At 70.5% G+C, this 21,476-nt stretch carries 21 protein-coding genes and 1 pseudogene; 9 read left to right on the forward strand and 13 right to left on the reverse strand.

The window, feature by feature from the left end; all coding sequences use genetic code 11:
• Positions 1-7: 7 nt before the first annotated feature.
• Both LHJ74_RS32525 and LHJ74_RS32530 read right to left on the reverse strand, forming a co-directional pair.
• Positions 8-1,633, reverse strand: a complete 1,626-nt coding sequence (locus LHJ74_RS32525; protein WP_260221908.1) for a phytoene desaturase family protein — start codon at positions 1,631-1,633, stop codon at positions 8-10.
• A 39-nt stretch (positions 1,634-1,672) separates the two neighbouring features.
• Positions 1,673-3,991 (reverse strand): serine/threonine-protein kinase, encoded by a 2,319-nt coding sequence (locus tag LHJ74_RS32530; RefSeq protein ID WP_260221909.1) that lies wholly within the window; start codon positions 3,989-3,991, stop codon positions 1,673-1,675.
• Positions 3,992-4,262: 271 nt separating this feature from the next.
• Between LHJ74_RS32530 and dhaK the strand changes: the two genes are divergently transcribed.
• A complete protein-coding gene (dhaK, locus tag LHJ74_RS32535; RefSeq protein ID WP_260221911.1) occupies positions 4,263-5,255 on the forward strand; it encodes a dihydroxyacetone kinase subunit DhaK in 993 nt (330 codons plus the stop codon).
• 28 nt (positions 5,256-5,283) lie between these two features.
• Entirely contained in the window at positions 5,284-5,733 is a 450-nt protein-coding gene (locus LHJ74_RS32540; protein WP_260221912.1) for a PTS-dependent dihydroxyacetone kinase phosphotransferase subunit DhaM, read from the forward strand.
• Positions 5,734-5,785: 52 nt separating this feature from the next.
• Here the strand turns inward: LHJ74_RS32540 and LHJ74_RS32545 are convergent, their stop codons facing one another.
• The 6 genes from LHJ74_RS32545 to LHJ74_RS32570 are packed head-to-tail and all read right to left on the reverse strand — an operon-like array spanning position 5,786 to position 10,507.
• Positions 5,786-6,829 (reverse strand): LLM class flavin-dependent oxidoreductase, encoded by a 1,044-nt coding sequence (locus LHJ74_RS32545; protein WP_260221913.1) that lies wholly within the window; start codon positions 6,827-6,829, stop codon positions 5,786-5,788.
• Positions 6,826-7,110, reverse strand: a complete 285-nt coding sequence (locus tag LHJ74_RS32550; RefSeq protein ID WP_260221914.1) for a tautomerase family protein — start codon at positions 7,108-7,110, stop codon at positions 6,826-6,828. The genes LHJ74_RS32545 and LHJ74_RS32550 overlap by 4 nt, the downstream gene beginning before the upstream one ends.
• Before the next feature lies 1 nt (position 7,111).
• Positions 7,112-8,599 (reverse strand): aldehyde dehydrogenase, encoded by a 1,488-nt coding sequence (locus tag LHJ74_RS32555; RefSeq protein ID WP_260221915.1) that lies wholly within the window; start codon positions 8,597-8,599, stop codon positions 7,112-7,114.
• On the reverse strand, positions 8,592-9,323 hold the full coding sequence (locus LHJ74_RS32560) for an alpha/beta fold hydrolase (protein ID WP_260221916.1): 732 nt from the start codon (positions 9,321-9,323) through the stop codon (positions 8,592-8,594). Before LHJ74_RS32560 ends, LHJ74_RS32555 begins: the two co-directional genes overlap by 8 nt.
• 6 nt (positions 9,324-9,329) lie before the next feature.
• The gene (locus tag LHJ74_RS32565; RefSeq protein WP_260221917.1) at positions 9,330-9,881 is read right to left on the reverse strand and encodes an amino acid synthesis family protein; all 552 of its coding nucleotides are present in this window, start codon (positions 9,879-9,881) and stop codon (positions 9,330-9,332) included.
• Positions 9,878-10,507, reverse strand: a complete 630-nt coding sequence (locus LHJ74_RS32570) for an amino acid synthesis family protein (protein WP_260221918.1) — start codon at positions 10,505-10,507, stop codon at positions 9,878-9,880. The genes LHJ74_RS32565 and LHJ74_RS32570 overlap by 4 nt, the downstream gene beginning before the upstream one ends.
• A 242-nt stretch (positions 10,508-10,749) precedes the next feature.
• Between LHJ74_RS32570 and LHJ74_RS32575 the strand changes: the two genes are divergently transcribed.
• From LHJ74_RS32575 to LHJ74_RS32590, 4 genes are read left to right on the forward strand one after another with little or no spacing between them, the layout of a single operon-like run.
• Positions 10,750-12,369 carry a BCCT family transporter gene (locus tag LHJ74_RS32575; protein ID WP_260221919.1) on the forward strand — a complete coding sequence of 540 codons (1,620 nt, stop codon included), beginning with the start codon at positions 10,750-10,752 and terminating at the stop codon, positions 12,367-12,369.
• Complete coding sequence (locus LHJ74_RS32580) at positions 12,356-12,781, forward strand: ester cyclase (RefSeq protein ID WP_260221920.1); 426 nt, start codon at positions 12,356-12,358, stop codon at positions 12,779-12,781. The genes LHJ74_RS32575 and LHJ74_RS32580 overlap by 14 nt, the downstream gene beginning before the upstream one ends.
• Positions 12,782-12,807: 26 nt before the next feature.
• Complete coding sequence (locus tag LHJ74_RS32585; protein ID WP_260221921.1) at positions 12,808-13,311, forward strand: flavin reductase family protein; 504 nt, start codon at positions 12,808-12,810, stop codon at positions 13,309-13,311.
• Positions 13,312-13,338: 27 nt separating this feature from the next.
• Positions 13,339-14,043, forward strand: coding sequence for a GntR family transcriptional regulator (locus LHJ74_RS32590; RefSeq protein ID WP_375546888.1), 705 nt, complete (start codon positions 13,339-13,341; stop codon positions 14,041-14,043).
• A gap of 133 nt (positions 14,044-14,176) precedes the next feature.
• Here LHJ74_RS32590 and LHJ74_RS32595 read toward each other — a convergent pair whose 3' ends face one another.
• Positions 14,177-14,656, reverse strand: a complete 480-nt coding sequence (locus tag LHJ74_RS32595) for an NUDIX hydrolase (protein ID WP_260221922.1) — start codon at positions 14,654-14,656, stop codon at positions 14,177-14,179.
• Between the two features lie 189 nt (positions 14,657-14,845).
• Between LHJ74_RS32595 and LHJ74_RS32600 the strand changes: the two genes are divergently transcribed.
• Positions 14,846-15,877: an O-antigen ligase family protein gene (locus tag LHJ74_RS32600; RefSeq protein ID WP_260221923.1), complete on the forward strand. Its 1,032-nt coding sequence runs from the start codon at positions 14,846-14,848 to the stop codon at positions 15,875-15,877.
• Positions 15,878-15,965: 88 nt separating this feature from the next.
• Here LHJ74_RS32600 and LHJ74_RS32605 read toward each other — a convergent pair whose 3' ends face one another.
• Together LHJ74_RS32605 and LHJ74_RS32610 are read right to left on the reverse strand one after the other, a co-directional pair.
• On the reverse strand, positions 15,966-16,556 hold the full coding sequence (locus LHJ74_RS32605; RefSeq protein ID WP_260221924.1) for a hypothetical protein: 591 nt from the start codon (positions 16,554-16,556) through the stop codon (positions 15,966-15,968).
• 197 nt (positions 16,557-16,753) lie between these two features.
• Positions 16,754-17,557 (reverse strand): glutamate racemase, encoded by an 804-nt coding sequence (locus LHJ74_RS32610; protein WP_260221926.1) that lies wholly within the window; start codon positions 17,555-17,557, stop codon positions 16,754-16,756.
• A gap of 71 nt (positions 17,558-17,628) precedes the next feature.
• On the opposite strand from LHJ74_RS32610, the gene LHJ74_RS32615 reads away from it, so the two are divergent.
• Positions 17,629-18,786 (forward strand): glycosyltransferase, encoded by a 1,158-nt coding sequence (locus LHJ74_RS32615; protein ID WP_260221928.1) that lies wholly within the window; start codon positions 17,629-17,631, stop codon positions 18,784-18,786.
• 25 nt (positions 18,787-18,811) lie between these two features.
• Here the strand turns inward: LHJ74_RS32615 and LHJ74_RS32620 are convergent, their stop codons facing one another.
• Positions 18,812-20,146, reverse strand: coding sequence for a TerD family protein (locus tag LHJ74_RS32620; protein WP_511262226.1), 1,335 nt, complete (start codon positions 20,144-20,146; stop codon positions 18,812-18,814).
• A gap of 227 nt (positions 20,147-20,373) precedes the next feature.
• On the opposite strand from LHJ74_RS32620, the gene LHJ74_RS32625 reads away from it, so the two are divergent.
• On the forward strand, positions 20,374-20,844 hold the full coding sequence (locus LHJ74_RS32625) for a DUF6643 family protein (protein WP_260221930.1): 471 nt from the start codon (positions 20,374-20,376) through the stop codon (positions 20,842-20,844).
• A 105-nt stretch (positions 20,845-20,949) separates the two neighbouring features.
• On the opposite strand, the pseudogene LHJ74_RS32630 reads toward LHJ74_RS32625, so the two are convergent.
• Positions 20,950-21,476: pseudogene (locus LHJ74_RS32630) on the reverse strand (Crp/Fnr family transcriptional regulator); the annotation flags it as partial.

The raw sequence follows: 21,476 nt of genomic DNA on the forward strand, positions 1-21,476 counted from the left end.
TGCCGCCTCAGCCGCCCGCAGTGCGCCGCTTCTCCAGCAGTGCCATGGCGGCGTTGTGGCCCGCGATGCCGCTGACTCCGCCGCCTCTGACGGCTCCCGCCCCGCACAGCAGCACGTTCGCATGGCCCGTCGCGACGCCCCAGCGACCGCGGCCCTCCTGTGCGTACGGGAAGGACAGGTCACCGTGGAAGATGTGGCCGCCGGGGAGCCGCAGTTCGCGCTCCAGGTCCACCGGGGTCTTGGCCTCGATGCACGGCCTGCCGTCGGCGTCGGTCGCGAGACAGCCGGCGATCGGCTCGGCGAGATGGGTGTCGAGCTGGGCGAGAGTGGAACGCAGGAGCTCCTCGCGGCGCGGGGCGCTGTCGGGGGCGTCGTCGGCGAAGAGATCTGCGGGGGTCAGCAGTCCGAAGAGGGTGAGTGTCTGCCAGCCGCGCGCGGCGATCGCGGGCCCCAGGATCGACGGATCGGTGAGGGAGTGGCAGTAGATCTCGGAGGGCGGCGCCGAGGGCAACTCGCCCCGTCCGGCCTGCTCGTAGGCGGTCCGCAGCTCGCCGTAGCCCTCGCTCACGTGGAAGGTGCCCGCGAACGCCTCGCGGGGGTCCACCGCGCTGTCCCGCAGCCGGGGCAGCCTGCGCAGCAGCATGTTGACCTTCAGCTGGGAGCCGGCGGCGGGCTCCGGCCGCTCCTCGGAGAGCATCGCCGCGAGGGCGTGAGGCGAGGCGCCCACCAGGACGTCGCGGGCGGCGACGGTGCCCTCCGTGCCGCCGGTGCGGTAGTGGACGGCCGCCGTCCGTCCGTCGGTGTCGATCCGGTGCACCGGGTGCTCCGTGCGGATCTCGGCGCCCGCTTTCCGTGCCGTGCGGGCGAGCGCGTCGGTGAGGGCGCCCATGCCGCCGACGGGGACGTCCCAGTCGCCGGTGCCGCCGCCGATCAGGTGGTAGAGGAGGCAGCGGTTCTGGAGCAGCGAGGGGTCGTGGGCGTGCGAGAAGGTGCCGATGAGCGCGTCGGTCAACACGACGCCGCGGACGACGTCGTCCGCGAAGTACTCCTCGACCGCCTCCCCGACCGGCCTCTCGAAGAGGGCTTCCCAGGCGGCGTCGTCACCGATCCGCTCGCGCAGCTCGTCGCGGGTCGGCAGCGGCTCGGTGAGGGTGGGGAAGACACGCTGGGCCACCCGCTGGGTCATGCCGTAGAAGCGCTGCCATGACGCGAACTCGCGTCCGGACCCGGTGAACCGGGCGAACGCCTCTCGCGAGCGGTGCGTGCCGCCGCCCACCAGCAGCCCGGTGGCCCGCCCGTCGCGGACCGCCGGCGTGTAGGAGGACACGTCGCGTCGGCGCAGCCGCAGGTTCAGCCCGAGATCGGTGACGATCCGCCGCGGCAGCAGGCTGACCAGATAGGAGTACGCGGACAGCCGGGCGTCGACGCCGGCGAACGGGCGGGTGGAGACGGCTGCTCCACCGGTGTGACCGGAGCGTTCGAGCACCAGTACGGCGAGACCGGCACGCGCGAGATAGGCGGCGGCCACCAGGCCGTTGTGGCCGCCGCCCACGATCACGGCGTCGTAGGCGGACTGGGCCGGCGGCACGGATCGGGCAGGCGGCGCGGGCGGTGGCGGCGGGGCGGCGGGCATGGCTCTCTTGGTAGCACGCGCGCGCAGCGGCGGCCAGCCTCAGAGCCTGTCGGATGGCTCCGGTCCGAAACCACCCGACAGACTCTCACGGGTGCGGGGCGCCGCCTGCCGTACGGTGAGCGCCGCCACCTGGCGGTAGAGCTCGGTGGCCTCGGCCGTACGGCCCAGCCGGGCCAGGCAGTGCGCCTCGTCGTTGCGGCTGTTGTGGGTCTCGGGGTGGGCCGCGCCGAGCACCCGCTGCCGGGCGTCGGCGACTTGGCGGTAGAGCTTCAGCGCCTCGGCCCAGCGGCCCAGCTGCCCGAGGGCGACCGCCGTCTCGCGGTGGCTGACCAGGGTGTCGGCGTGGTCCGCTCCCAGGACGCGCTCCCGCAAGGTGCCGACCTCGCGCGACTCGGCGAGCGCCTCCTCCCAGCGCCCCAGCCGCCCCAGGTTGACGCCCAGTCCGTGCCGGGCGCGCAGGGTCTCCGGGTCGGCGGGGCCGTGTGCGCGAGTGCGGGCGCCGGCCAGCTCCCGGTAGACCTCCAGGGCCTCTTCGCAGCGGCCCAGCCGCCCCAGGCTGACTCCGGTCTCGTAGCGGGCGGCGAGGGTGTCGGGGTGATCGGGGCCGACCGTACGCGCGCGGGCTTCGGCGACCGCGTGGTACGCGCCGAGCGCTTCGGCCCAGCGGCCGAGTCTGCCGAGCGCGTAGGCGACCTCGTACCGGGTCACCAGCGTGTCGGCATGGAACTCGCCGAGCACCCGGGCTCTGGCGTCTGCCACCTCCCGGGCGACCCGGTGGGATTCCTCCAGCCGGCCGAGCCTGCTGAGGCTGAACGCGAGGTTGTGGCGGCAGCGCAGGGTGTCCGGGTGGTCGGGCCCCATGGTGCGCTCGCGGGAGGCGAGGACCGCCGTGTAGGTGCGGTGCGCCTCGGCGTGGCGGCCGAGCCTGCCCAGCACGTAGCCCATCTCCTGACGGGCGGCGAGGGTGTCCGGGTGATCGGGGCCCAGCGTGTGCTCCCGTCCCGCCGCCACCTGCTCGTACGCGCGCGCCGCGTCCGCGTGGCGGCCGAGGCGGCACAGGGCGAAGGCGACTTCGTAGCGGCTGGCGAGGGTGTCGGGATGGGCGGACCCGAGCGTGCGGGAGCGCTCCGCGGCCAGCGCGTGGTGCACCGCCTCTGCCTCCTCCCAGCGGCCCAGCCGCCCCAGGCTCAGCCCCTCGTTGTGCCTGCTGACAAGCGTGCTGGGCGGCGGTGCGGCCACGGTGGCCACCGCGGCCGCCGCCGGGTTGACGACCCGGTCGGCGACCTGGTCGACGACTGGGTTGACGACTGGGTTGACGACTGGGGGCAGCTCCATGGGCCCCGTCCACGGCCCGGTGAGCCCGCCGACAAACCCGCCCGGCGGCGTGACCGTGCGCAACGCCACCGGTGCCGGACCCGGCCCCATGCCTGCGTTCGCCTTGCAGCCGGTGCTCATGGCAAGTGCCCAGGTGGGCAGCCCGCGCGCGGCGGGCGGCAGCACGGAGGGCGCCGTGGGCCACACCTCGGCGAGGAACCGGCCCAGTTCCCCCGCGTCCTGGGGCCGGCCGGCGGGGCTCTTGGCCAGCAGCCCGAGGATCACGCGCTCCAGCGGCTCGGGCAGTTCCGCCCGGTGGGTGCGCGGCGGCTCCGGGGGCGCGTCGCGGTGGCCGACGAGTACCGCCCAGGCGTCGCCGTCGTCGAACGGCGGTACGCCGGTGGCGAGCTCGTACAGCACGCAGCCCAGGGAGTAGAGGTCGCTGCGGCGGTCGACGGCACCGCCCGCTATCTGCTCCGGCGACATGTAGTGCGGGGTGCCCATGGCGATGCCGGTGCCGGTCAGCTTGGAGCTGAAGCCGATGTCGTGACCCAGACGGGCGATGCCGAAGTCACAGATCTTGACCGCTCCGTCGACGGTCCGCATGACGTTGGCGGGCTTCAGGTCACGGTGCACGATGTCCTGCTCGTGCGTGTAAGCGAGAGCGGCGGCCACCTGTCCGGCGATGTCGAGGATCTCGGCGACCGGCAGCGGGCGCCGCCCGTTCGCCTCCAGCAGCTGGCTGAGGTTGTGCCCGTCCAGCAGTTCCATGACGAGGTAGAGCACGCCGTCGTACTCGCCGAAGTCGTGGACGACCGTGACCCCGCGGTGCTGGAGCCCGGCGGCGACGCGCGCCTCGCGGCGGAAGCGTTCCCGCAGCACGCGCATGAACGCGGTGTCCCGCTGCCCGAGCGGCTTGAGGCACTTGACCGCCACCAAACGGCCCAACGACTCGTCGCGGGCCCGCCAGACCTCACCCATGCCGCCGCGCCCGATCAGATCCAGTAGCTGGTAACGGCCCTGGATCAGCGCGGTGTCCGCCATCGCCGCAGTCGCCCCCGTCGTCGCCCGATCCTCCCCGCCCAGTATGGCTGGCCGACCCCACAGTGTGTATGCCCAACGTGCCGGGGCGCACCGGCGCAGAGCTGGCGTACGGTCGCGGCACGGCGGCGCATCACGCCGTCCTGGCGCTGCCGGACGCGGAGCCAGGGCATGTTTCGCGGTTCAGCCGGAAGGCGGGCGCGCGGTCGTTCCACCGGCCGCCCGGAACTGCTTGAGTGGTGTAGTCCGTGACGCCTCTGCCAGGGAGACCGTGATGAAGCAGCTGATCAATGTTCCCGAGACGGTGGTTGCCGATGCGCTCCGCGGGATGGCCGTCGCGCATCCGGAGCTCACGGTCGACGTCGAGAACCGGGTGGTGGTGCGCGGCGACGCTCCCGTACTGGGCAAGGTGGGTCTGGTCTCCGGCGGCGGTTCCGGCCATGAGCCGCTGCACGGCAGCTTCGTCGGCCACGGGATGCTGGACGCGGCCTGCCCCGGCGAGGTGTTCACCTCTCCTGTCCCGGACCAGATGGTGCGGGCGGCGGCGGCCGTGGACAGCGGCGCGGGCGTGCTCTTCGTCGTCAAGAACTACACGGGCGACGTGCTGAACTTCGACATGGCCGCCGAGCTGGCCCAGGACGAGGGCATCCGGGTCGCGAAGGTCCTCGTGCAGGACGATGTGGCGGTGACCGACAGCCTGTTCACCGCCGGGCGGCGCGGCACCGGAGGCACGTTGTTCGTGGAGAAGATGGCGGGCGCGGCCGCCCAGGAGGGGGCGCCGCTGGAGCGGGTGGAGGGGGTTGCCCGCCGGGTGGCCGAGTCCTCGCGCAGCTTCGGGGTCGCGCTGAGCCCCTGTACGACTCCCGCCAAGGGCAGCCCTACCTTCGACCTGCCTGCCGGGGAGCTCGAACTGGGTGTCGGCATCCACGGCGAACCGGGCCGGGAGCGGCGGGCGATGATGACCTCCGGCGAGATCGCGGACTTCACCGTGGACGCGGTGCTGGAGGACCTGCCGCCGGACGGTCCGGTGATCGCTCTGGTCAACGGCATGGGCGGCACGCCGCTGCTGGAGTTGTACGGCTTCGCCGCCGAGGTGCACCGGGTGCTCGGCGAGCGTGGCGTGCCGGTGACCCGCACCCTGGTGGGGAACTATGTGACCTCGCTCGACATGGCGGGTGCCTCGGTGACGCTGTGCCGGGTGGATGAAGAACTGCTGCGGCTGTGGGACGCGCCGGTACGCACCGCAGGACTGCGATGGGCGGCCTGAGCCGTACCGCGGAGGGAGGCGAGCGGCGATGAACGGGACACAAGCGGCGGAGCCGACGGAGCCGGCCGGTGCGACGGCGCACGTCGGTATCGTGCTGGTCTCGCACAGCGCCGCGGTCGCCGAGTCGGTCGCGCGGCTCGCCGCCGCGCTCGCGGGCGCCTCGGGAGCGCCGGTGCCCATCACGGGCGCGGGCGGCACCCCGGACGGCGGCTTCGGTACCGACGCGGACGCCGTCGCCCGGGCGGCACACCAGGTGGACCAGGGCCGGGGAGTCGTCATCCTGGCGGATCTGGGCAGCGCCGTGCTCACCGTACGGACGCTGCTCGCCGAGGGCGACGAGCTGCCCGCCGGGTCCGCGATGGCCGACGCGCCCTTCGTGGAGGGCGCGGTCGCCGCGCTGTTCACCGCCGGGACGGGTGCGGACCGCACGGCGGTTGCCGAGGCGGCCCGGGAGGCGTACGACTACCGGAAGGAGTGAGCCGACCCGGCATGACCGGGCCGCCTCTTCGTCCTTGCGAGCAGGTACCTTCTCACTCGAAGGCTGGTACGACTTCCTCGATGAACAGCTGCAACGACTTGCGCTTCTCTTCGTGCGACAGGCTGGTGTCGATCCAGTAGCTGAACTCGTCGACGCCGAGCTCCTCGTAGGAGCGTATCCGCTCGATGACTTCAGCCGGGGTGCCGATCATCGCCGTCTTGTGCAGTGACTCCGGCTCGAACTCCGGGCGGCCCTCGAACTTCGACTCCGGGCTGGGCTCGAGGAACCCGTTCGCCGGGGTGGTCTTGTTGCCGAACCAGGCGTCGAAGGTGCGGTAGTAGCGGTTGATCGCCTCCGCGGCCGGACGCCAGCCGTCGGGCTCGTCGGGGCAGTGGACGTGTGTGTGCCGCAGCACCATCAGGTCGGGACGCGGCGCCTCAGGGTGGTTCGCCACCGCGGTGTCGAACTTCCGCTTGAGGTCGGCGACCTCCTCGTCGCCCTTCATCAGCGGAGTGACCATGACGTTGCAGCCCTGGGCCACAGCGAAGTCGTGAGAGGCGGGGTCGCGGGCGGCGATCCACATGGGCGGGGTGGGCTGCTGCACCGGCTTGGGTACGCTGGTCGACGTCGGGAACTGCCAGATCTCGCCGTCGTGGGCGTAGTCGCCCTGCCAGAGCGCCCGGACAGCGGGCACAAGCTCGCGGAGGTGCTTTCCGCCTTCGGCGGCGGGCAGCCCGCCCGCCATCCGGTCAAACTCGAACTGATGGGCGCCTCGAGCGAGTCCGACCTCCATGCGACCGTTGCTGATGACGTCGAGCAGCGCGCTCTCACCGGCGACCCGGATCGGGTTCCAGAAGGGGGCTACGACGGTGCCCGCGCCCAGGCGGATGGCCGACGTCTTCGCGGCCAGGTAGGCCAGCAGTGGCATGGGGCTCGGGGAGATCGTGTACTCCATCGCGTGGTGCTCTCCGATCCACACGGTGCTGAACCCGCCTGCCTCGGCCATCAGGGTCAGCTCGGAAAGGTTCTCGAAGAGCTGCCGGTGGCTGACCTCTTCGTCCCAGCGCTCCATGTGCACGAACAACGAAAACCTCACGGCTGCTCCTCTTCTGCGGTGGGGACCGGTCGCCGGGTGGCATCCTGGTCGCTCTGGTTTCCGGCGGTCACGCCGGTTTGACGCGCACTCGCGGCGTCCCTCTCGGTCAAGCTGACGTCACCGGTGGCCCAGTGAGTCCGGGGGACTTCGTGGACGACGACGCGGATGTACTCGGGCCGCGTGTCCACGGTGCGGAGGACCGCGGCGTACACCTCGTGCATCACGTTCCGAATCTGCGTCGGGGTACGGCCCTCCGCGATGGTGATCTCGATCTGGGGCACGTCAGCTCCGCATCGTGAAGGGGTCGGCCACGGGCTCCTCGCTCGTGTTGATCCAGATACTCTTGAGCCGGGTGTACTCCTTCACCGTCTCGGTGCCGTGCTCGACGCCGACGCCGCTGGCCTTGAAGCCCTGCCGTGGCGACATCGGCGCCATGGCCCGATAGGTGTTCACCCAGACGGTCCCGGCATCCAGCCGCGCCGCCATCCGGTGCGCCCGCGAGAGGTTCGACGTCCAGACACCGGCCGCGAGACCGTACTCGGTGTCGTTCGCCAGACGGACGACCTCCTCCTCGGTGTCGAAGGGCATGATCGCCAGGACCGGGCCGAAAATCTCCTCACGGACGACGCGCATGCTGTTGTCGACATCCACGAGGATGGTGGGCTCGTAGAAGTAGCCGCCGAGGCCGCCGTCAGCGGGGTGTCCTCCGACCAGTACCCGGGCGCCTTCGCTGCGGCCGAGGTCGACATACCCGGCCACCTTGTCCCGCTGGCCTTCGAAGGCCAGCGGGCCGAGTTCGGTCGTCTCGTCCAGCGGGTCCCCGATACGGATGCTCTTTGCGCGCTCGGAGACGCGTTCGAGGAGCTCGTCGTAGACGGACCGGTGCGCGAATACCCGGCTGCCGGCGATGCAGGTCTGACCGGCGGCCGCGAAGATGCCGGCGACGACTCCCCTCGCAGCGTTGGGGATGTTGGCGTCCTCGAACACGATGTTGGGCGACTTTCCGCCGAGTTCGAGGGTCGAGCCGATGAAACGGCTTGCTGTCGCTGCGGCAATGCGCGACCCGGTGGCGGTGCTACCGGTGAACGAAATCTTCGCCAGGTCGCGGTGGTCGACCAGGGCCTGCCCCGCCTCGGCACCGAACCCGGTGACGACATTCACCGCACCCGGCGGGAACCCTGCCTCCAGCGCCAGTTCGGCGAGCTTGAGCACCGTTGCCGAGGTGTATTCCGAGGGCTTGATAACGACGGTGTTGCCGGCGCAGAGAGCGGGCGCCAGCTTGCTGCTGGTCAACGTCAGCGGAGAGTTCCAGGGCGTGATCGCTCCGATGACGCCCAGCGGCTCCCGTGCCGTGTAGTTCAGCACCTGGCGGTCGGAGGTGGGGATGAAGTCGCCGTGGATCTTGTCCGCCAGACCGGCGTAGTAGTAGTAATACTCTGGCAAGGTGGTCAACTGCCCGCGCATCTCACGCAGCAGCTTGCCGTTGTCCTCCGTCTCCATATGGGCGAGTTCTTCGGAGTTCGCGGCGATCAGGTCACCGAGACGGCGCAGCAGGTGCCCGCGTCTCGTCTGGCTGAGGTCACGCCAGCCCGGGTCCTCGAACGCCTTCTTCGCGGCGGCCACGGCCCGTTCGATGTCAGCGGCGTTCCCACGCGCTGCCCGGTAGAGAGCCTGGCGCGTGGCCGGATTGGTGCTCTCGAAGTACTCACCCGATGCGGGCTCGACCCACCTCCCGCCGATGAAATGCTGCGATGTGCGGAGCTCAGGCATGTGCGCACTCTCCGAAAAAGGTGGTGAGGGAATTGACGAACGCCTCAGGACGTTCGACGGGCAGCATGTGACGCGTCTTTGGGATGACCACCGCGCGGCAGTCCGGAAGGGCCGAGGCGAGCCGACAGGTCATCTCGGGGGTGGAGCCGGAATCTTTCTCACCCGTCACAGCCAGCGCGGGTACGGTGATCGCGCCCAGGTCCGGGCCGAGTTCGGCGTCTGCCGTGGCGAACACGCGGTAGCAGTTGAGGAAGGACCTGACGTCGTTGGCTCGCATCGTGGACTCGGTCCGGCTGACCCAGACGGGGTCGACATCGGTGCCGGCGAACCACCGCTCGAGGGACGCGGCGGCACTCACCGCGAAGTCGGTCTCCGCGGTGCGGAGTCGGGCCAGGACGGACGCCCGCTCCTCGGGGGTCCGCTTGCACACCGAGCTGACCGAGGTCAGCGTGGCCACCAGCTCCGGCCGGTGCAGTGCCAGGTGTTGGGCGGCGAGCGCGCCAAGGGAGAAACCGACAAGGTGCGAGCCCACCGGGATCTCACCCGCCACCCCGTCGGCCAGGTCGGCAAGTGTCATCGTGTCGCCCGCCGGGGGGCGAGAGCCGTGGCCCGGCAGGTCTGGGGTGATCACGGTGAATCGGTCGGCCAGCAGCGCGGACGCGGGCTCCCACATGGTGCGGTCGAGCCCGACGCCGTGCAGCAGCACTATGGTCGGCTTGCTCATGCGTGCCTACTGCTCGGTCGAGAGCGAAGCCAGCCGCTGCTGGGGACGCCCCTGGGCGGCGGCGGCGAGCACGACGACGATCTCGTTCGGGTGGGGGGCGTCGGCGATCCGGACCTCGACGGTCTGGTGGTGCGAGCGGATCGTGGCGTCGGTGATGTGCTTCAGCGGGATGTCGAACACCACGCCGGCAGCTCCGCGCTTCTCGACGGCCGGGAGCAGGGTGCTGGCGTTCGCGGCCTTGCGGAAGTGGTCGCCGAACTTGAGTGTGTGGATCAAAGCCGAGCCGTGCTCGATCTCGCCGCCCAGGCCGACGATGGCCGCCTTGCCATAGGCCTCGGCGGGAGCCTCGAGGGCATCGAGCACCGCCGGGGCCAGCAGCGCGCCAAGCTCGGAGGCGTTCGCGTCGATACCGGGAGCGAGGTCCTCGACAAAGCCCTGACCGGCCCAGGGATTCCCGATCACCGCTGCGACGACGGCGACCCGGGCGGGGCGGGTGACGTCTCGGCCGCCTTCCGTGCGGATTTCCTCGACAACGGTCACGATCTTGCGAATGCTCATGACGGGACTTCCTCCAGGGTTTCGGTGGTGACGGCAAAGTCGGTCGTGCGGTCCCCGATGCGGGGGTGCGGGCGAGGCCCCGTCGATGCGGCGGCGATGACGACGATCTCGTCCGCACACGGGGCGTCGGCAACACGAGCGCTGATGGTCTGGTAATGACTGCGAGTCGCCGCGTGCGTCTTGTGCCAGAGCGGAACGATCAGCGTTTCGCCGGCTTCGGCACGCGTGTCGGCGAAGCAGATGATCGACTCGCCCTGGAGGAACTCCCGGACCAGGTTGCCGAAGTACGGCGTGTGGATGAGGGCTCCGGCGTGCTCGATCTCGCCCGCGGTGCCGACGATCGCGGCCTTGCCGAAGGATTCGATCTCCTCCACGCTGCCCAGCGCAGTGATGAGCCGGTCGGTCAGGAGCTTCGCAAGCACCGGGGCGACTCGGGCCTGCTCAGAGGACAGATCAGTTGAAGGGCCGGCGCCCGCCCAGGGGTTCCGTATGACGGCAGCGACGCTGGCTCGCCGCGCGGGCTGTGCAGGGGCCTCGCCCGCCTCGGTGACGACGGCCTCTCGGTAGACCACCAGCTTGCGGAGATCGATGCTCTCGTCCGGGCGATCCGGGATGCGCTGTTGCATGGCACAGGACCTTAGGTATCTCTCTTGCATGGGTCAAGGGGATGGGTGGTGTACTTCTCCGTCTCCCAGATCGAACTACTCCCCGTGACCCCATATAGCTATGACCTGCACCTTCCGGCAAGTAGTCGCATCGAGCCGCGACCCGCTTCCACCAATCCCTTGACGCGAAATCTGTGACATGCCTTACTGCCTCTTGTATCCCAGAGCGGGTGGTCTCCAGCCCCGCGGACTCAAGGAGTTTCATGTCCAGTCCCCTTCGATCGGGTGCGGAAATGACCCCCGCGACGCCGTCCGGAAGCGTTGTCGAACACGGCACCGACGACGTGGACGAAAGCCACGGGGGCGGCGACGGCCATCCTGCGGGCAGGCTCGGCTCGGTCTTCTGGACCTCGGTCGGCGTCTCCGCCCTCTTCGCCGGCTGGGCGGCGCTCTTCACCGAGAACCTGAACAAGGTCACGGCCGACTCCCTGAACTGGGTGACGTCCACGTTCGGTTGGGCCTACTTGGTGGTCACGCTCGCCATCCTTGTCTTCCTGGTATGTCTGGCCCTCAGCCCGGCCGGCGCCATGCGACTCGGTAAAGACACCGATCGCCCCGAGTTCTCGACACTGACCTGGTTCGCCATGATTCTCAGCGCGGTCATGGGAATCGGGCTGGTCTCCTACGGCGTCGCTGAACCGATCTCGCACCTCACGAACCCGCCGCACGGCCTCGCGGAGCCGAACACGTCGGCAGCAGCCGTGCGAGCCCTCCAGTACTCCTACTTCGACTGGGGCCTGAACGCCTGGGCGATCTTCGCCGTCTTCGGTCTCGCCATCGCCTACTCGACCTACCGCAAGGGCCGCCGCACTCTGGTCAGCCAGCTGTTCGTACCGCTGCTGGGCGCCCGCGTGAACGGGCCGATCGGCAAGGCGATCGACGTGCTCGCCGTGTTCGCGACGCTCTTCGGCACCACAACGTCCCTCGGTCTGGGCGCTCTCCAGGTGAACAACGGTCTCGGCACCCTGTTCGGGATCCCGGTCAACTCGGTGACCCAGGTGCTCATCATCGCCGCAGTCACGGCGATCTTCACGCTCTCCGCGGTGACCGGTATCAGCAAGGGCATCAAGTTCCTGAGCCAGGGCAGCACGTTGCTCGCGGTCGCACTGTTCGTCTTCATGATCATCGTGGGGCCCGCCGTCTTCATCGCGAACCTGTACATCGAATCCGTGGGCCTGTGGGCCAGCGACTTCTTCCGGATGAGTCTCCAGGGCACCGCGTTCGGAGACCTCGAGTGGATGCAGATGTGGACCTACTTCATGATGGCCTGGTGGGTCTCCTGGGGGGCCTTCGTCGGTGTCTTCCTCGCCCGCATCTCCCGTGGCCGCACCATCCGTGGATTCATCACGGGCGTCCTGGTCGTCCCCAGCGTCGTGTTCTTCACTTGGTTCGCGGTCTTCGGCGGTACGGCGATCCACGTCGACCTGTTCCAGGGCGGGGACATCGCCAAGCGCACCACGGCCGACATCAACAGCGCGTTCTTCGCGACCCTCGACCACTTCCCGTTGGCCGACATCACGTCGGTGATCGCGATCATCCTGGTCGTGATGTTCTTCGTCTCCGGTGCGGACGCCAACACCTACGTGCTGAGCATGATGACCTCGGACGGGTCGCTCACACCGCGTCGTTCGGTGCTCGTCCTCTGGGGAGTCATCACCGGCGCCACTGCCGTCGTGCTCATACTCGCCGGCGGACTGACGGCACTTCAGAACGTAGTCATCGTGACGTCCTTGCCCTTCCTGGTGATCATCGCCGGCCTGGTGGTGTCCTTCTGGAAGGAGCTGGGCGCAGACAGAAAGGAGAAGGCTGATGTCGAACGCTGACAATCGCCGCGAGCTCATAGAGAAAGTCTGGGCCGCGGCCTGGGGCCAGGGCGATGTCGAGGCCCTCGACAAGCTGCTGAGCCCCGCCTACCTCCGTCACGGCGGAGACCCGCACCCGCAGGGCCTGAGCACCTTCAAGGCCTCGATCATCTCCACTCGGTCGGCGTTTCCCGACCTGGTCACGACCATCGACGACATCGTGATCGACGACGACAGGGCAGCGATCCGCTGGCACAGCAGCGGAACCCACGAGAACTCATTCCTCGGTGTCCCCGCCACCAAGCGGCGGGTCGACGTCAGCGGCGCCACCTTCGCTCGATTCGAGGGAGACCGAACCGTCGAGGAGTTCGTGACGTGGGACCCCCGGGCTCTGCTCTCGGCACTGGGCATCATCCAGGTGGGACAGGGCTGACGATCAAGATGACAAGGAGTATTTCCATGGCCCCGCTTCCTGCGAAGCCTGACATCGACCTGATGAAGCAGGTCAACCGGCAGTTCGTCACCGGTGTCACGGTCGTGACCGCGATGGACGGAAAAACCCCCAGGGGGCTGGCTGTCAACACGTTCTCGAGCATCTCGCTCGCCCCCGCCACCGTGATGGTGTGCGTCCAGCACACCTCGTCCACGCACGACTGTCTGTTCCGGGCGGAGCACCTCGCGATCAACATCCTCTCCACGGACCAGCTCGACGTCGTCAGCACGTTCGCGGGGAAGTCCGATGATAAATTCAAGGGCCTCGACTGGGAGACCGGCCCGTTCGGGAGCCCGCTGATCGCTCGGAGTAGCGCGCAGATGGAGGTCGAGATCCGCGAGCGGCTCCAGGCCAGCACCCATACGATCTTCGTCTGCCGTGCAGTGCACGCTGCGGCTTTTGAGAACCATCCGATGGTATACAGCGCGGGCAAGTTCTTCGACGGTGGGGCGCTCGCGCCTCTGGGATGATCAGCGGGCGGGACGGAGGAGGATTCGGTGAATCAACGCACAAGCGGGTCGGCGAAGCGGTCGATGCAGGTCAGGGTGAGCGCCGAGATGCGGCAGCGCATCATCAAGGGTGACATCGAGCCCGGGGCGCCGCTCTCGGAGCTGGCTCTCGCGGAGGAGTTCGGCGTCAGTCGGACGCCGGTCCGCGAGGCCCTCAAGCAGCTGCAGACCGAGGGCTTGGTCGAGATCCGGCCCCGCGTCGGAACCTTCGTCACCACCCCGTCCCGCCGCGAGATCACCGAACTCTTCGAGATGAAGGAGCTCCTGGAGGGGGCTGCCGCCCGTCTCCTCGCCCAACGCGGCAGGGTCACGGAGATAGACCGGCTCGAGGGAAATCTGCGCGAAGCCGATGCGGCGGTGGCGCGGGACGACCGGGAGCGCTACGCGCAGTTGGTCCAGGAGTTCCACGACCTGCTCATCCTCGGCGCCGACAACAGCAAACTGGAAGCCCACTACCGGACGTTGATGAACCAGTTGGCCTACCCCCGGTTGGTCAACACCTCGCTGAGCCAGCCAGGCCGTGCTCTTCAGTCGGACCGCGAGCACCACCTCGTCCTGGAGCTGATCCTCGAGAAGGACGGCGACAGCGCCGAACGTGTCATGCGTGAGCACGTCAGGGCCAGTCGACGAGCCCTGCTGGCAGGCCTGCCCATCAGCAGTTCGAACGCGAGCATCGGCACAGCAAGCCCCTGATTCTGACGTCTCTCGCCAGTGAGGGTGCTCGGGTAGCTGGCGCAGTCCCGCCAGGGTTGAGCAGCCAGGCGTCGGCGCCGTGTGCGAGGACAACGGCATCACGCGCCGGGACGGCGATGTGCCAACGGCCCTGCTATGCCTCCTGCATCCCAGCGAACCAGGTCGGTCCACCCTCGGTGGCCTGCTTGATCCGCATCAGCGCGAAGTCCTCCAGCGGCGGCAGCGCGTCCAGCGTGAACCAGCCGACCTCCAGCGACTCGTCGTCGTTGACCCGCGCCTCGCCGCCGACGGCGCGGCAGCGGAAGCAGATGTCCATGAACTGGCAGCGGTCGCCGTTGGGGTACTCGACCGGCTCCATGCCCTGGACGAGGATGACGCGCTCGGGTACGCACAGCACCGCGGTCTCCTCCTCGACCTCGCGCACCGCGGTGGCGGCGGGCTGCTCACCGGGCTCCGCGATGCCCCCGATGATGGACCAGCCGCCGGTGTCGGCACGCCGCGCCAGCAGTACCCGGCCCTGATCGTCGACGACGACGGCGCTGACACCGGGCAGGAAGAGCAGCTGGCGTCCGGCGCTGACGCGCAGCTCGCGAATGAAGTCGGGAGTAGCCATGCGCCCGACCCTACGTCCTCGGCTGATCATCCCGGCCTGCACACAGAGCACATGATTCCCACCCGAGTCGTCCACATTCCGTGGTCGGAGCCATTACGGTGGGCAGCCGGATCACAGCCCGGATCACAAGCCCGCATCCCGCCCCACCGGGGGCGCGGCGCCCACCAGGTCTCAAAGGGGCGTACGGCAATGGTCTCACCCGCACCCGCGCAGTCCGCAGCACCGGAACGGAAGGGCAACGCCTGCGACATCACCGGTGTGCTCGTACTGGGCTCCTGTGCGGGCTGGGCGCTGTTCACGGCCGCGGGCCGGGACGCCCGTCCGGAGGGGGTACTGCTGGCGGTCCTCGCGGTCGCCGCCGGATACGCCTGCGGACGGATCTCGGGAGCCCTGCTGCCCGTCGGCGCCCCCTCCGTGGCGGCGCTCGGCGGCGCGGCCCTGGTGCTGGCGTCCCCGCAGATGATTCCCGGCCTGACGGACGGCCCGATGGGGTCGGCGCCCATCGGGCGCACCGGGGCGACTGCCGCGCTGTTCGTCCTGACGGTCGGGGCGGCCTGCTGCGCCGCCTGGTCCTCGGAGTCACCACCGGTACGGCTGGCGCTGCGGCTGCTGGCCCTGTGCACGGTGGGCGCCGCACTGGTACTCGGCTCGGCGACGGCGTTCGTCACGGCCCTCGCGGTGCTGCTGAGCTCCCTCGCCGCGGATCTGATGCGGCAGCGGCTGCTGGGGCTGGCGGGCCTCGTGCTGGTCACTCTCACTGTCACCGGCGGCAGCTGGGCGGCGGCCGAGAACAGGCTGCCCGCCGGGCTGACGGCCTCCATGGAGGGCCAGCTGACCGAACACCGCACCGGGCTGTGGAAGGACGCGCTCACCCTCGCCCGGGAACGCCCGCTCAAGGGCTCGGGTCCCGACACCTTCGGCGGGCTGAGTCCGACCGCCCAGCGGGCCGCCGAGCCCGACGGGAAGGCCCACTCGGCGCTGTTCCAGGTCACCGCGGAGCAGGGGCTCCCCGGGACGGGGCTGCTGGCGGCCGCCTTCGGATGGCTGCTGTTCGCGCTGTGGATCTCGCCGCGCGCGACGCCCGTGGTGCTCACGGCCGCCGCCGCTCTCACCGCGCTCGCGGCCCTGGCCACCGTCTCCAACGCGCTCAGCTTCACAGGAGTCACCACGGGTGCGGGACTGCTGGCCGGGATCGCGACGGCGCGCAGGCTGCCGGACTGAGTGGCTTACTCGGGCGATTCCGACAACGCGGCGAGCGGGCGTGCCAGGCGTCGCGGGCCAGGCGGGACCTTCGCAACACGCCCTGGCGTCAGGCCGAGGCGGTGGTTGTGCCGTTCGCGCCCGGGGGCAGCACGCTCAGCCGCTGCCGGATGACGCGGACGGCCGCTTCGGCGTCGTCCACCGTCACGGTGAAGACGCGGCCGTCGCCCAGCGTGAGCACCACGCCCTCGCCCCGGCGCACGATGACCCCGGTGCCCAGCTCGGGCCGCCAGCGGTAGCCCCAGCCGCCCCACTGCCGAGGAGTCACCACGGGAGCGCGATGCGCCCCCACCACCTGACGCAGCGGGATACGGCGGCGCGGCAGCCCGGCATGACCGCAGCGCACCTCGAGCGCCTCGCTGTCCACACGGACCTCGACGCTCACGAAGGCGAGCGTCCCGAAGAGCATCAGCAGCCCGGCGGCGACACAGCCGACCACTGACATGACCAGCGGGGCTCCGCTGTAGCTCGACGCCGTCTGCACGGCGAGCACGATGCCCAGCGCCAGACATCCGGCGCCGAGGCTGGCCATCGGCCACTGGAGGCGGTTTCGGGCCCGCCCCGTCCAGACTTCCGGAACGTGCTCCGGCTCAGGGGCGGCGTCCTGGGCGGCCCCTTCCTCGCGGGGGTGGTCGTTCATGGCATCGAGCCTACGCCCGACAACGGGTACGCACCGTCCTCATCCGGTCAGCGCAAGGCGCCTGCCTGCTGGCCCTGCGGGGACCAGCCGGCGGCTCGTGTCATCGCGCCCCAGTACACCGTCGGAGTGACGAAGGTCTCAGGGGGCCCTGACGGCGGCACGGAAGCGGGCGGAAGCAGAACGGAAAGGGCGGTGCCTCAGTTCCGCGCGGGGCTGGCGGCGGTGAGCAGCCGTCCCTCCGCGTAGGTGAGGGCGGCGGCGGGCAGCTCCCCCGGTGTGCCGCCGAGCAGGACGGTGAGGCCGCCGGCCGCCGCTGCCTCGGGAGCGGGGCGGGCACCGGCCCGGCGCAGGGCCTGTGCGGCGACGGCGTCCGCCGAGCCGAGCAGGACACTTCGCCGGTCCCCGGACTGCCCTGTGGCACTCCCCGAGGTGGCCTCCCGGATGCGCCCGGTGACCAGTTCGTAGTGGGTGCAGCCCAGCACGATCGTTCGTACGCCGGTCGGGGTGAGCTCGGCCGCCGCGGCGAGGGCGGTGTCGATCGCCTCCTCGTCCCCCTGCTCCACCGCGTCCGCCAGACCGTGACAGGGCACTCCGGTGATCGGCGCTCCGTTGCCGAAGTCCGCGATCAGCCGCCGCTGGTACGCACTGCCGGTGGTGGCGGGCGTCGCCCAGATGGCTACCGGGCCACCGGCCCCGGCCGCGGGCTTCACCGCCGGCACCGTACCCACCACGGGGATCTCCGGCTCCAGCTCGGCGCGCAACCGGGCGAGCGCGTGTACGGAGGCGGTGTTGCAGGCGACGATCAGCGCGTCGGGGCGTTGCTCGGCCGCCGCCAGCGCGCAGGCGAGCGCGCGGGCGGTGATGTCCTGCGGCGTGCGGGGGCCCCAGGGCATGCCGCCGGGGTCGGAGGAGAGCACCAGATCCGCGTCCGGCCGCAGCCTCCGTACCGCCGCCGCGGCCGCCAGCAATCCGAGTCCCGAGTCCAGGAGTGCGATCTTCACGCGCCAAGACTACGGTGCGGCGGCCCCGTCGAGTCGCCCGGGAGCGGTTCGGGTGCGGCAGACTGCGACGGATGAGCGTAGGGACCTGGACTGCCGCGGCATCGCTCGCGGCCTGGCTGTGGCTGCTGCTGGGGCAGGGGAGGTTCTGGCGTACGGATGTACGACTGCCCCGCCGCGCCGAACCGGAACGCTGGCCGTCCGTCGCGATCGTGGTGCCCGCCCGGGACGAGGCGGACGTGCTCCCGCTGAGCCTGCCGTCACTGCTGGGGCAGAAGTACCCCGGCCGCGCGGAGGTCTTCCTGATCGACGACGGCAGCCGCGACGGCACCGGGGAGGTCGCCCGCTCCCTCGCGGCGGAGCGGTCCGGCGGGCTGCCGCTGACGGTGGACTCCCCCGGTGCGCCCGAGGCGGGCTGGACCGGCAAGCTGTGGGCCGTACGGCACGGAATCGCGCTGGCGCGGGCGCGTACGGACGCCGAGTATCTGCTGCTGACGGACGCGGACATCGCGCACGGCCCGGACTCGCTGCGGGAGCTGGTGAGTTCGGCACGCGGAGCGCGGCTGGACATGGTCTCGCAGATGGCGAGACTGAGCGCGTCGAGGGGCTGGGAGCGCCTGCTGGTGCCCGCGTTCGTCTACTTCTTCGCGCAGCTGTATCCGTTCCGGTGGGTGAACCGCCCGCACGGCCGCACCGCCGCGGCGGCCGGGGGCTGTGTGCTGCTGCGGACGGACGCGGCCGAACGGGCGCGGCTGCCGGAGAGCATCCGTGGCGCGGTGATCGACGATGTGACGCTGGCCCGCGCGGTCAAGCGCACCGGGAGCGGACGGATCTGGCTGGGGCTGTCCGGGCACGTGACCAGCGTGCGGCCGTACGGCGGGCTGGGCGAGCTGTGGCGGATGGTGGCGCGCAGCGCCTACGCGCAGTTGCGCCACCATCCGCTGCTCCTGCTGGTCACCGTCGCCGGTCTGGTGCTCGTCTATCTGGTGCCGCCCGCCGCCGCCGTGGCCGGAGCGGCTTTTGGGACGCCGGGCACGGCCGTGGCCGGCGGCCTCGCCTGGGCGGTGATGACGGCCACCTACGTGCCCATGACGCGCTACTACCGGCAGCCCTGGTGGCTGGCTCTGACGCTGCCGGTGACCGCCGCGTTCTATCTGCTGATGACGGTCGACTCGGCGGTGCGGCACCACCAGGGGCGCGGCGCGGCATGGAAGGGCCGCACCTACTCCTGAGGCGGACGGCTCCGAGGCAGAAGCCTCACTTGCGGCCGGGAGTCCACTGCATGCCCCACCCGTAGGCGTAGTCGACCGTCCGCTGCGGGCTGACGCCGCGCTCCGGCACCAGGTAACGCGCCTCGCGCTGGATGACGAGGTCGCCGCCCTGATTGGTGATCAGCGCGAGGGCGCAGACCGTCGAGGGGACGGTGCACTCGTCGAGGGAGAAGTCGATGGGGGCACCGTGCTGCGGCTTGAGGGTGACGGTGGCGTTGAGATTGGCGAAGCTGCGGGCACCCTCGTAGATGGTGACGAAGATGACGACACGCTTCAGGTCCTTGATGTGGTCGAGGTTGACCGTGAGGTTCTCCCCCGAACTGACCGCTCCAGTGCGGTCGTCGCCGTCGAGGTGGATGAACGGCGGCTGGTTGAGCGAGCCGAAGGAGTTGCCGAGCGCCTGCACGACGCCCTTCTGGCCGTCGGCGAGTTCGAACAGGGCGCACAGGTCGAGGTCGAGGTCGGAGTGCATGGCCATGGCACGGCCGATCTTGCGGCCCCAGCCCTTGAACTGCTTGTGCACCTCCCAGTTGAGGTTGACGTGCAGCGAACCCGAGGTGCCGCCCTGCTTGCGGAGCGAGACGGACGGCGCTTCCTTGGTCAGCGTGACCTTGCTCAGCTGGACGGGCGCGCCGGGCTGCGGGGCGGCGGGGGCCGTCGGAGCCGGGGGCGGCGCGGGGGCGGACGGCATCGGCGCGGCCGGTGCGGTGGGTGCGGACGGCATCGGCGCGGCCGGTGCGGTGGGTGCGGACGGCATCGGCGCGGGCGGTGCGGTGGGTGCGGTGGATGCGGACGCGGGCTCCGGCTCGTCCACACTGATGCCGAAGTCCGTGGCGAGCCCGGCCAGCCCGCGGTCGTAACCCTGCCCCACGGCGCGGAACTTCCAGATGCCCTGCCTGCGGTAGATCTCGCCGAGTACGAAGGCGGTCTCCACCCCGGCGTCCTCGACGTCGAAGCGCGCCAGTTCGGTGCCGCCTGCCGCGTCCAGCACCCGCACGTACAGCCCGGGGACCTGACCGAAGGTGCCGCTGTCGGCCGAGGCGGCGATCACGATCTGCTCGACCTCGGGCTCGACGGCGTCCAGATCGACGGCGAGGCCGTCGGTCACCGCCGCGCCGTCCGGCCGCTTGCCCTCGTGGCGTACCGCACCGGCAGCGTGCCGCGGCTGGTTGTAGAAGACCAGGTCGGCGTCCGACCGGACCTTGCCCGACACGAGCAGGACTGCCGAGGCATCGACGTCCGGTACGCCGGGGCCGGTGCGCCAGCCCAGTTCGACCCGGACCGCCGGGGCCGGTAGCGGGACGTTGGTGCCCTTGCGCATCGTCATCTTGATCCCCTTGTACTCATGCCTGCGTACGTGCTGCGGGTCCAATCTATTCCAACCCCCAACGGCAGGCGAGGAGTGGTCTCCCGTGCGATCCCCGAAGACCCTCGTGACCGTTTTGCTCCAGTTCTCCCCCATAGCGGACGCGTGACCGCTCCGAGCACGCAAAATGACTCTCTTATCTGACTCCCCAACCAGCACATCGTGGGCTTAACTTATGGACTATGACCTCCCCCCGCGGTACCTACGGCGGCGGTTACTACGCTGCGCCACCATTCCCTGACACTCCGATCTACGACCTGCTCGTCGCCGAGCGCGGCACTCCGCAGATCGCGCCGATCCGTGTGCCGGCCGAATATGACACCGGAAGTCACCTCCCGGCCCTCCCCGCGCTGCCCGCGCTGCCCTCCGGGCAGAGCCACCAGCAGCCTCCGGCGTACGGCTATCCCGGCTCCCAGCCCGTGCCGCAGCCCTCTCCGCTGCAGCAGGCGCCGGCACCGTACATCCCGCAACAGCAGCAGACCCCGCGCGGATACCAGGGCTACCCCGGATATCCGAACGGCCAAGCCGCCCCGCAGCAGCAGCAACCGCAGCCGCAGATGCGGCCGGTGGCGCCGCCGCGCCCTGCCGCGCCGCGGCAGATGCCCGGCTACGACGACCAGTACGGCCGTCCGTACCAGGGCCGGGGGTACTGAGCACGCACATGACTCGGCCGCTCACGGCTGGTCCGCCCACGGGGTGGCCGACGCAGGGCGGAGGTACGGAACGCGACCGCGGGGGCCGTACCACCGCCCATGCCGTCAGATCTGGACGTCCTCCAGAATGCCCAGGGCGTCGGGGACGAGCACGGCCGCCGAATAGTAGGTGCTGACCAGATAGCTGAGCAGCGCCTTGTCGTCGACTCCCATGAAGCGGACGTTGAGACCGGGCTCGTATTCGTGGGGGATGCCCGTCTGACGCAGCCCGACGACGCCCTGGTTCTCCAGTCCGGTCCGCATCGCGAGCACGGACGAGGTGTTGCCGGTGACCGGGATCTTGTCGCACGGCAGCAGCGGGATACCGCGCCAGGTGCGGGCCCGGCAGCCCTGGACCTCGGTTTCCGGGGGCAGCACACCGCGGCTGGTGCACTCGCGGCCGATCGCGGCGATGGTGCGCGGGTGGGCGAGCAGATACCGCGTGCCCCGCCGACGCGAGATCAGATCGTCCAGGTCGTCGGGGGTGGGCGGCCCGGTACGGGTACGGATACGCTGCCTCAGATCCGCATTGTGCAAGAGCCCGAACTCACGGTTGTTGACCAGCTCGTGCTCCTGACGCTCCCGCAACGCCT

This window comes from Streptomyces gossypii (assembly GCF_025165795.1).
Lineage (GTDB): Bacteria > Actinomycetota > Actinomycetes > Streptomycetales > Streptomycetaceae > Streptomyces > Streptomyces gossypii.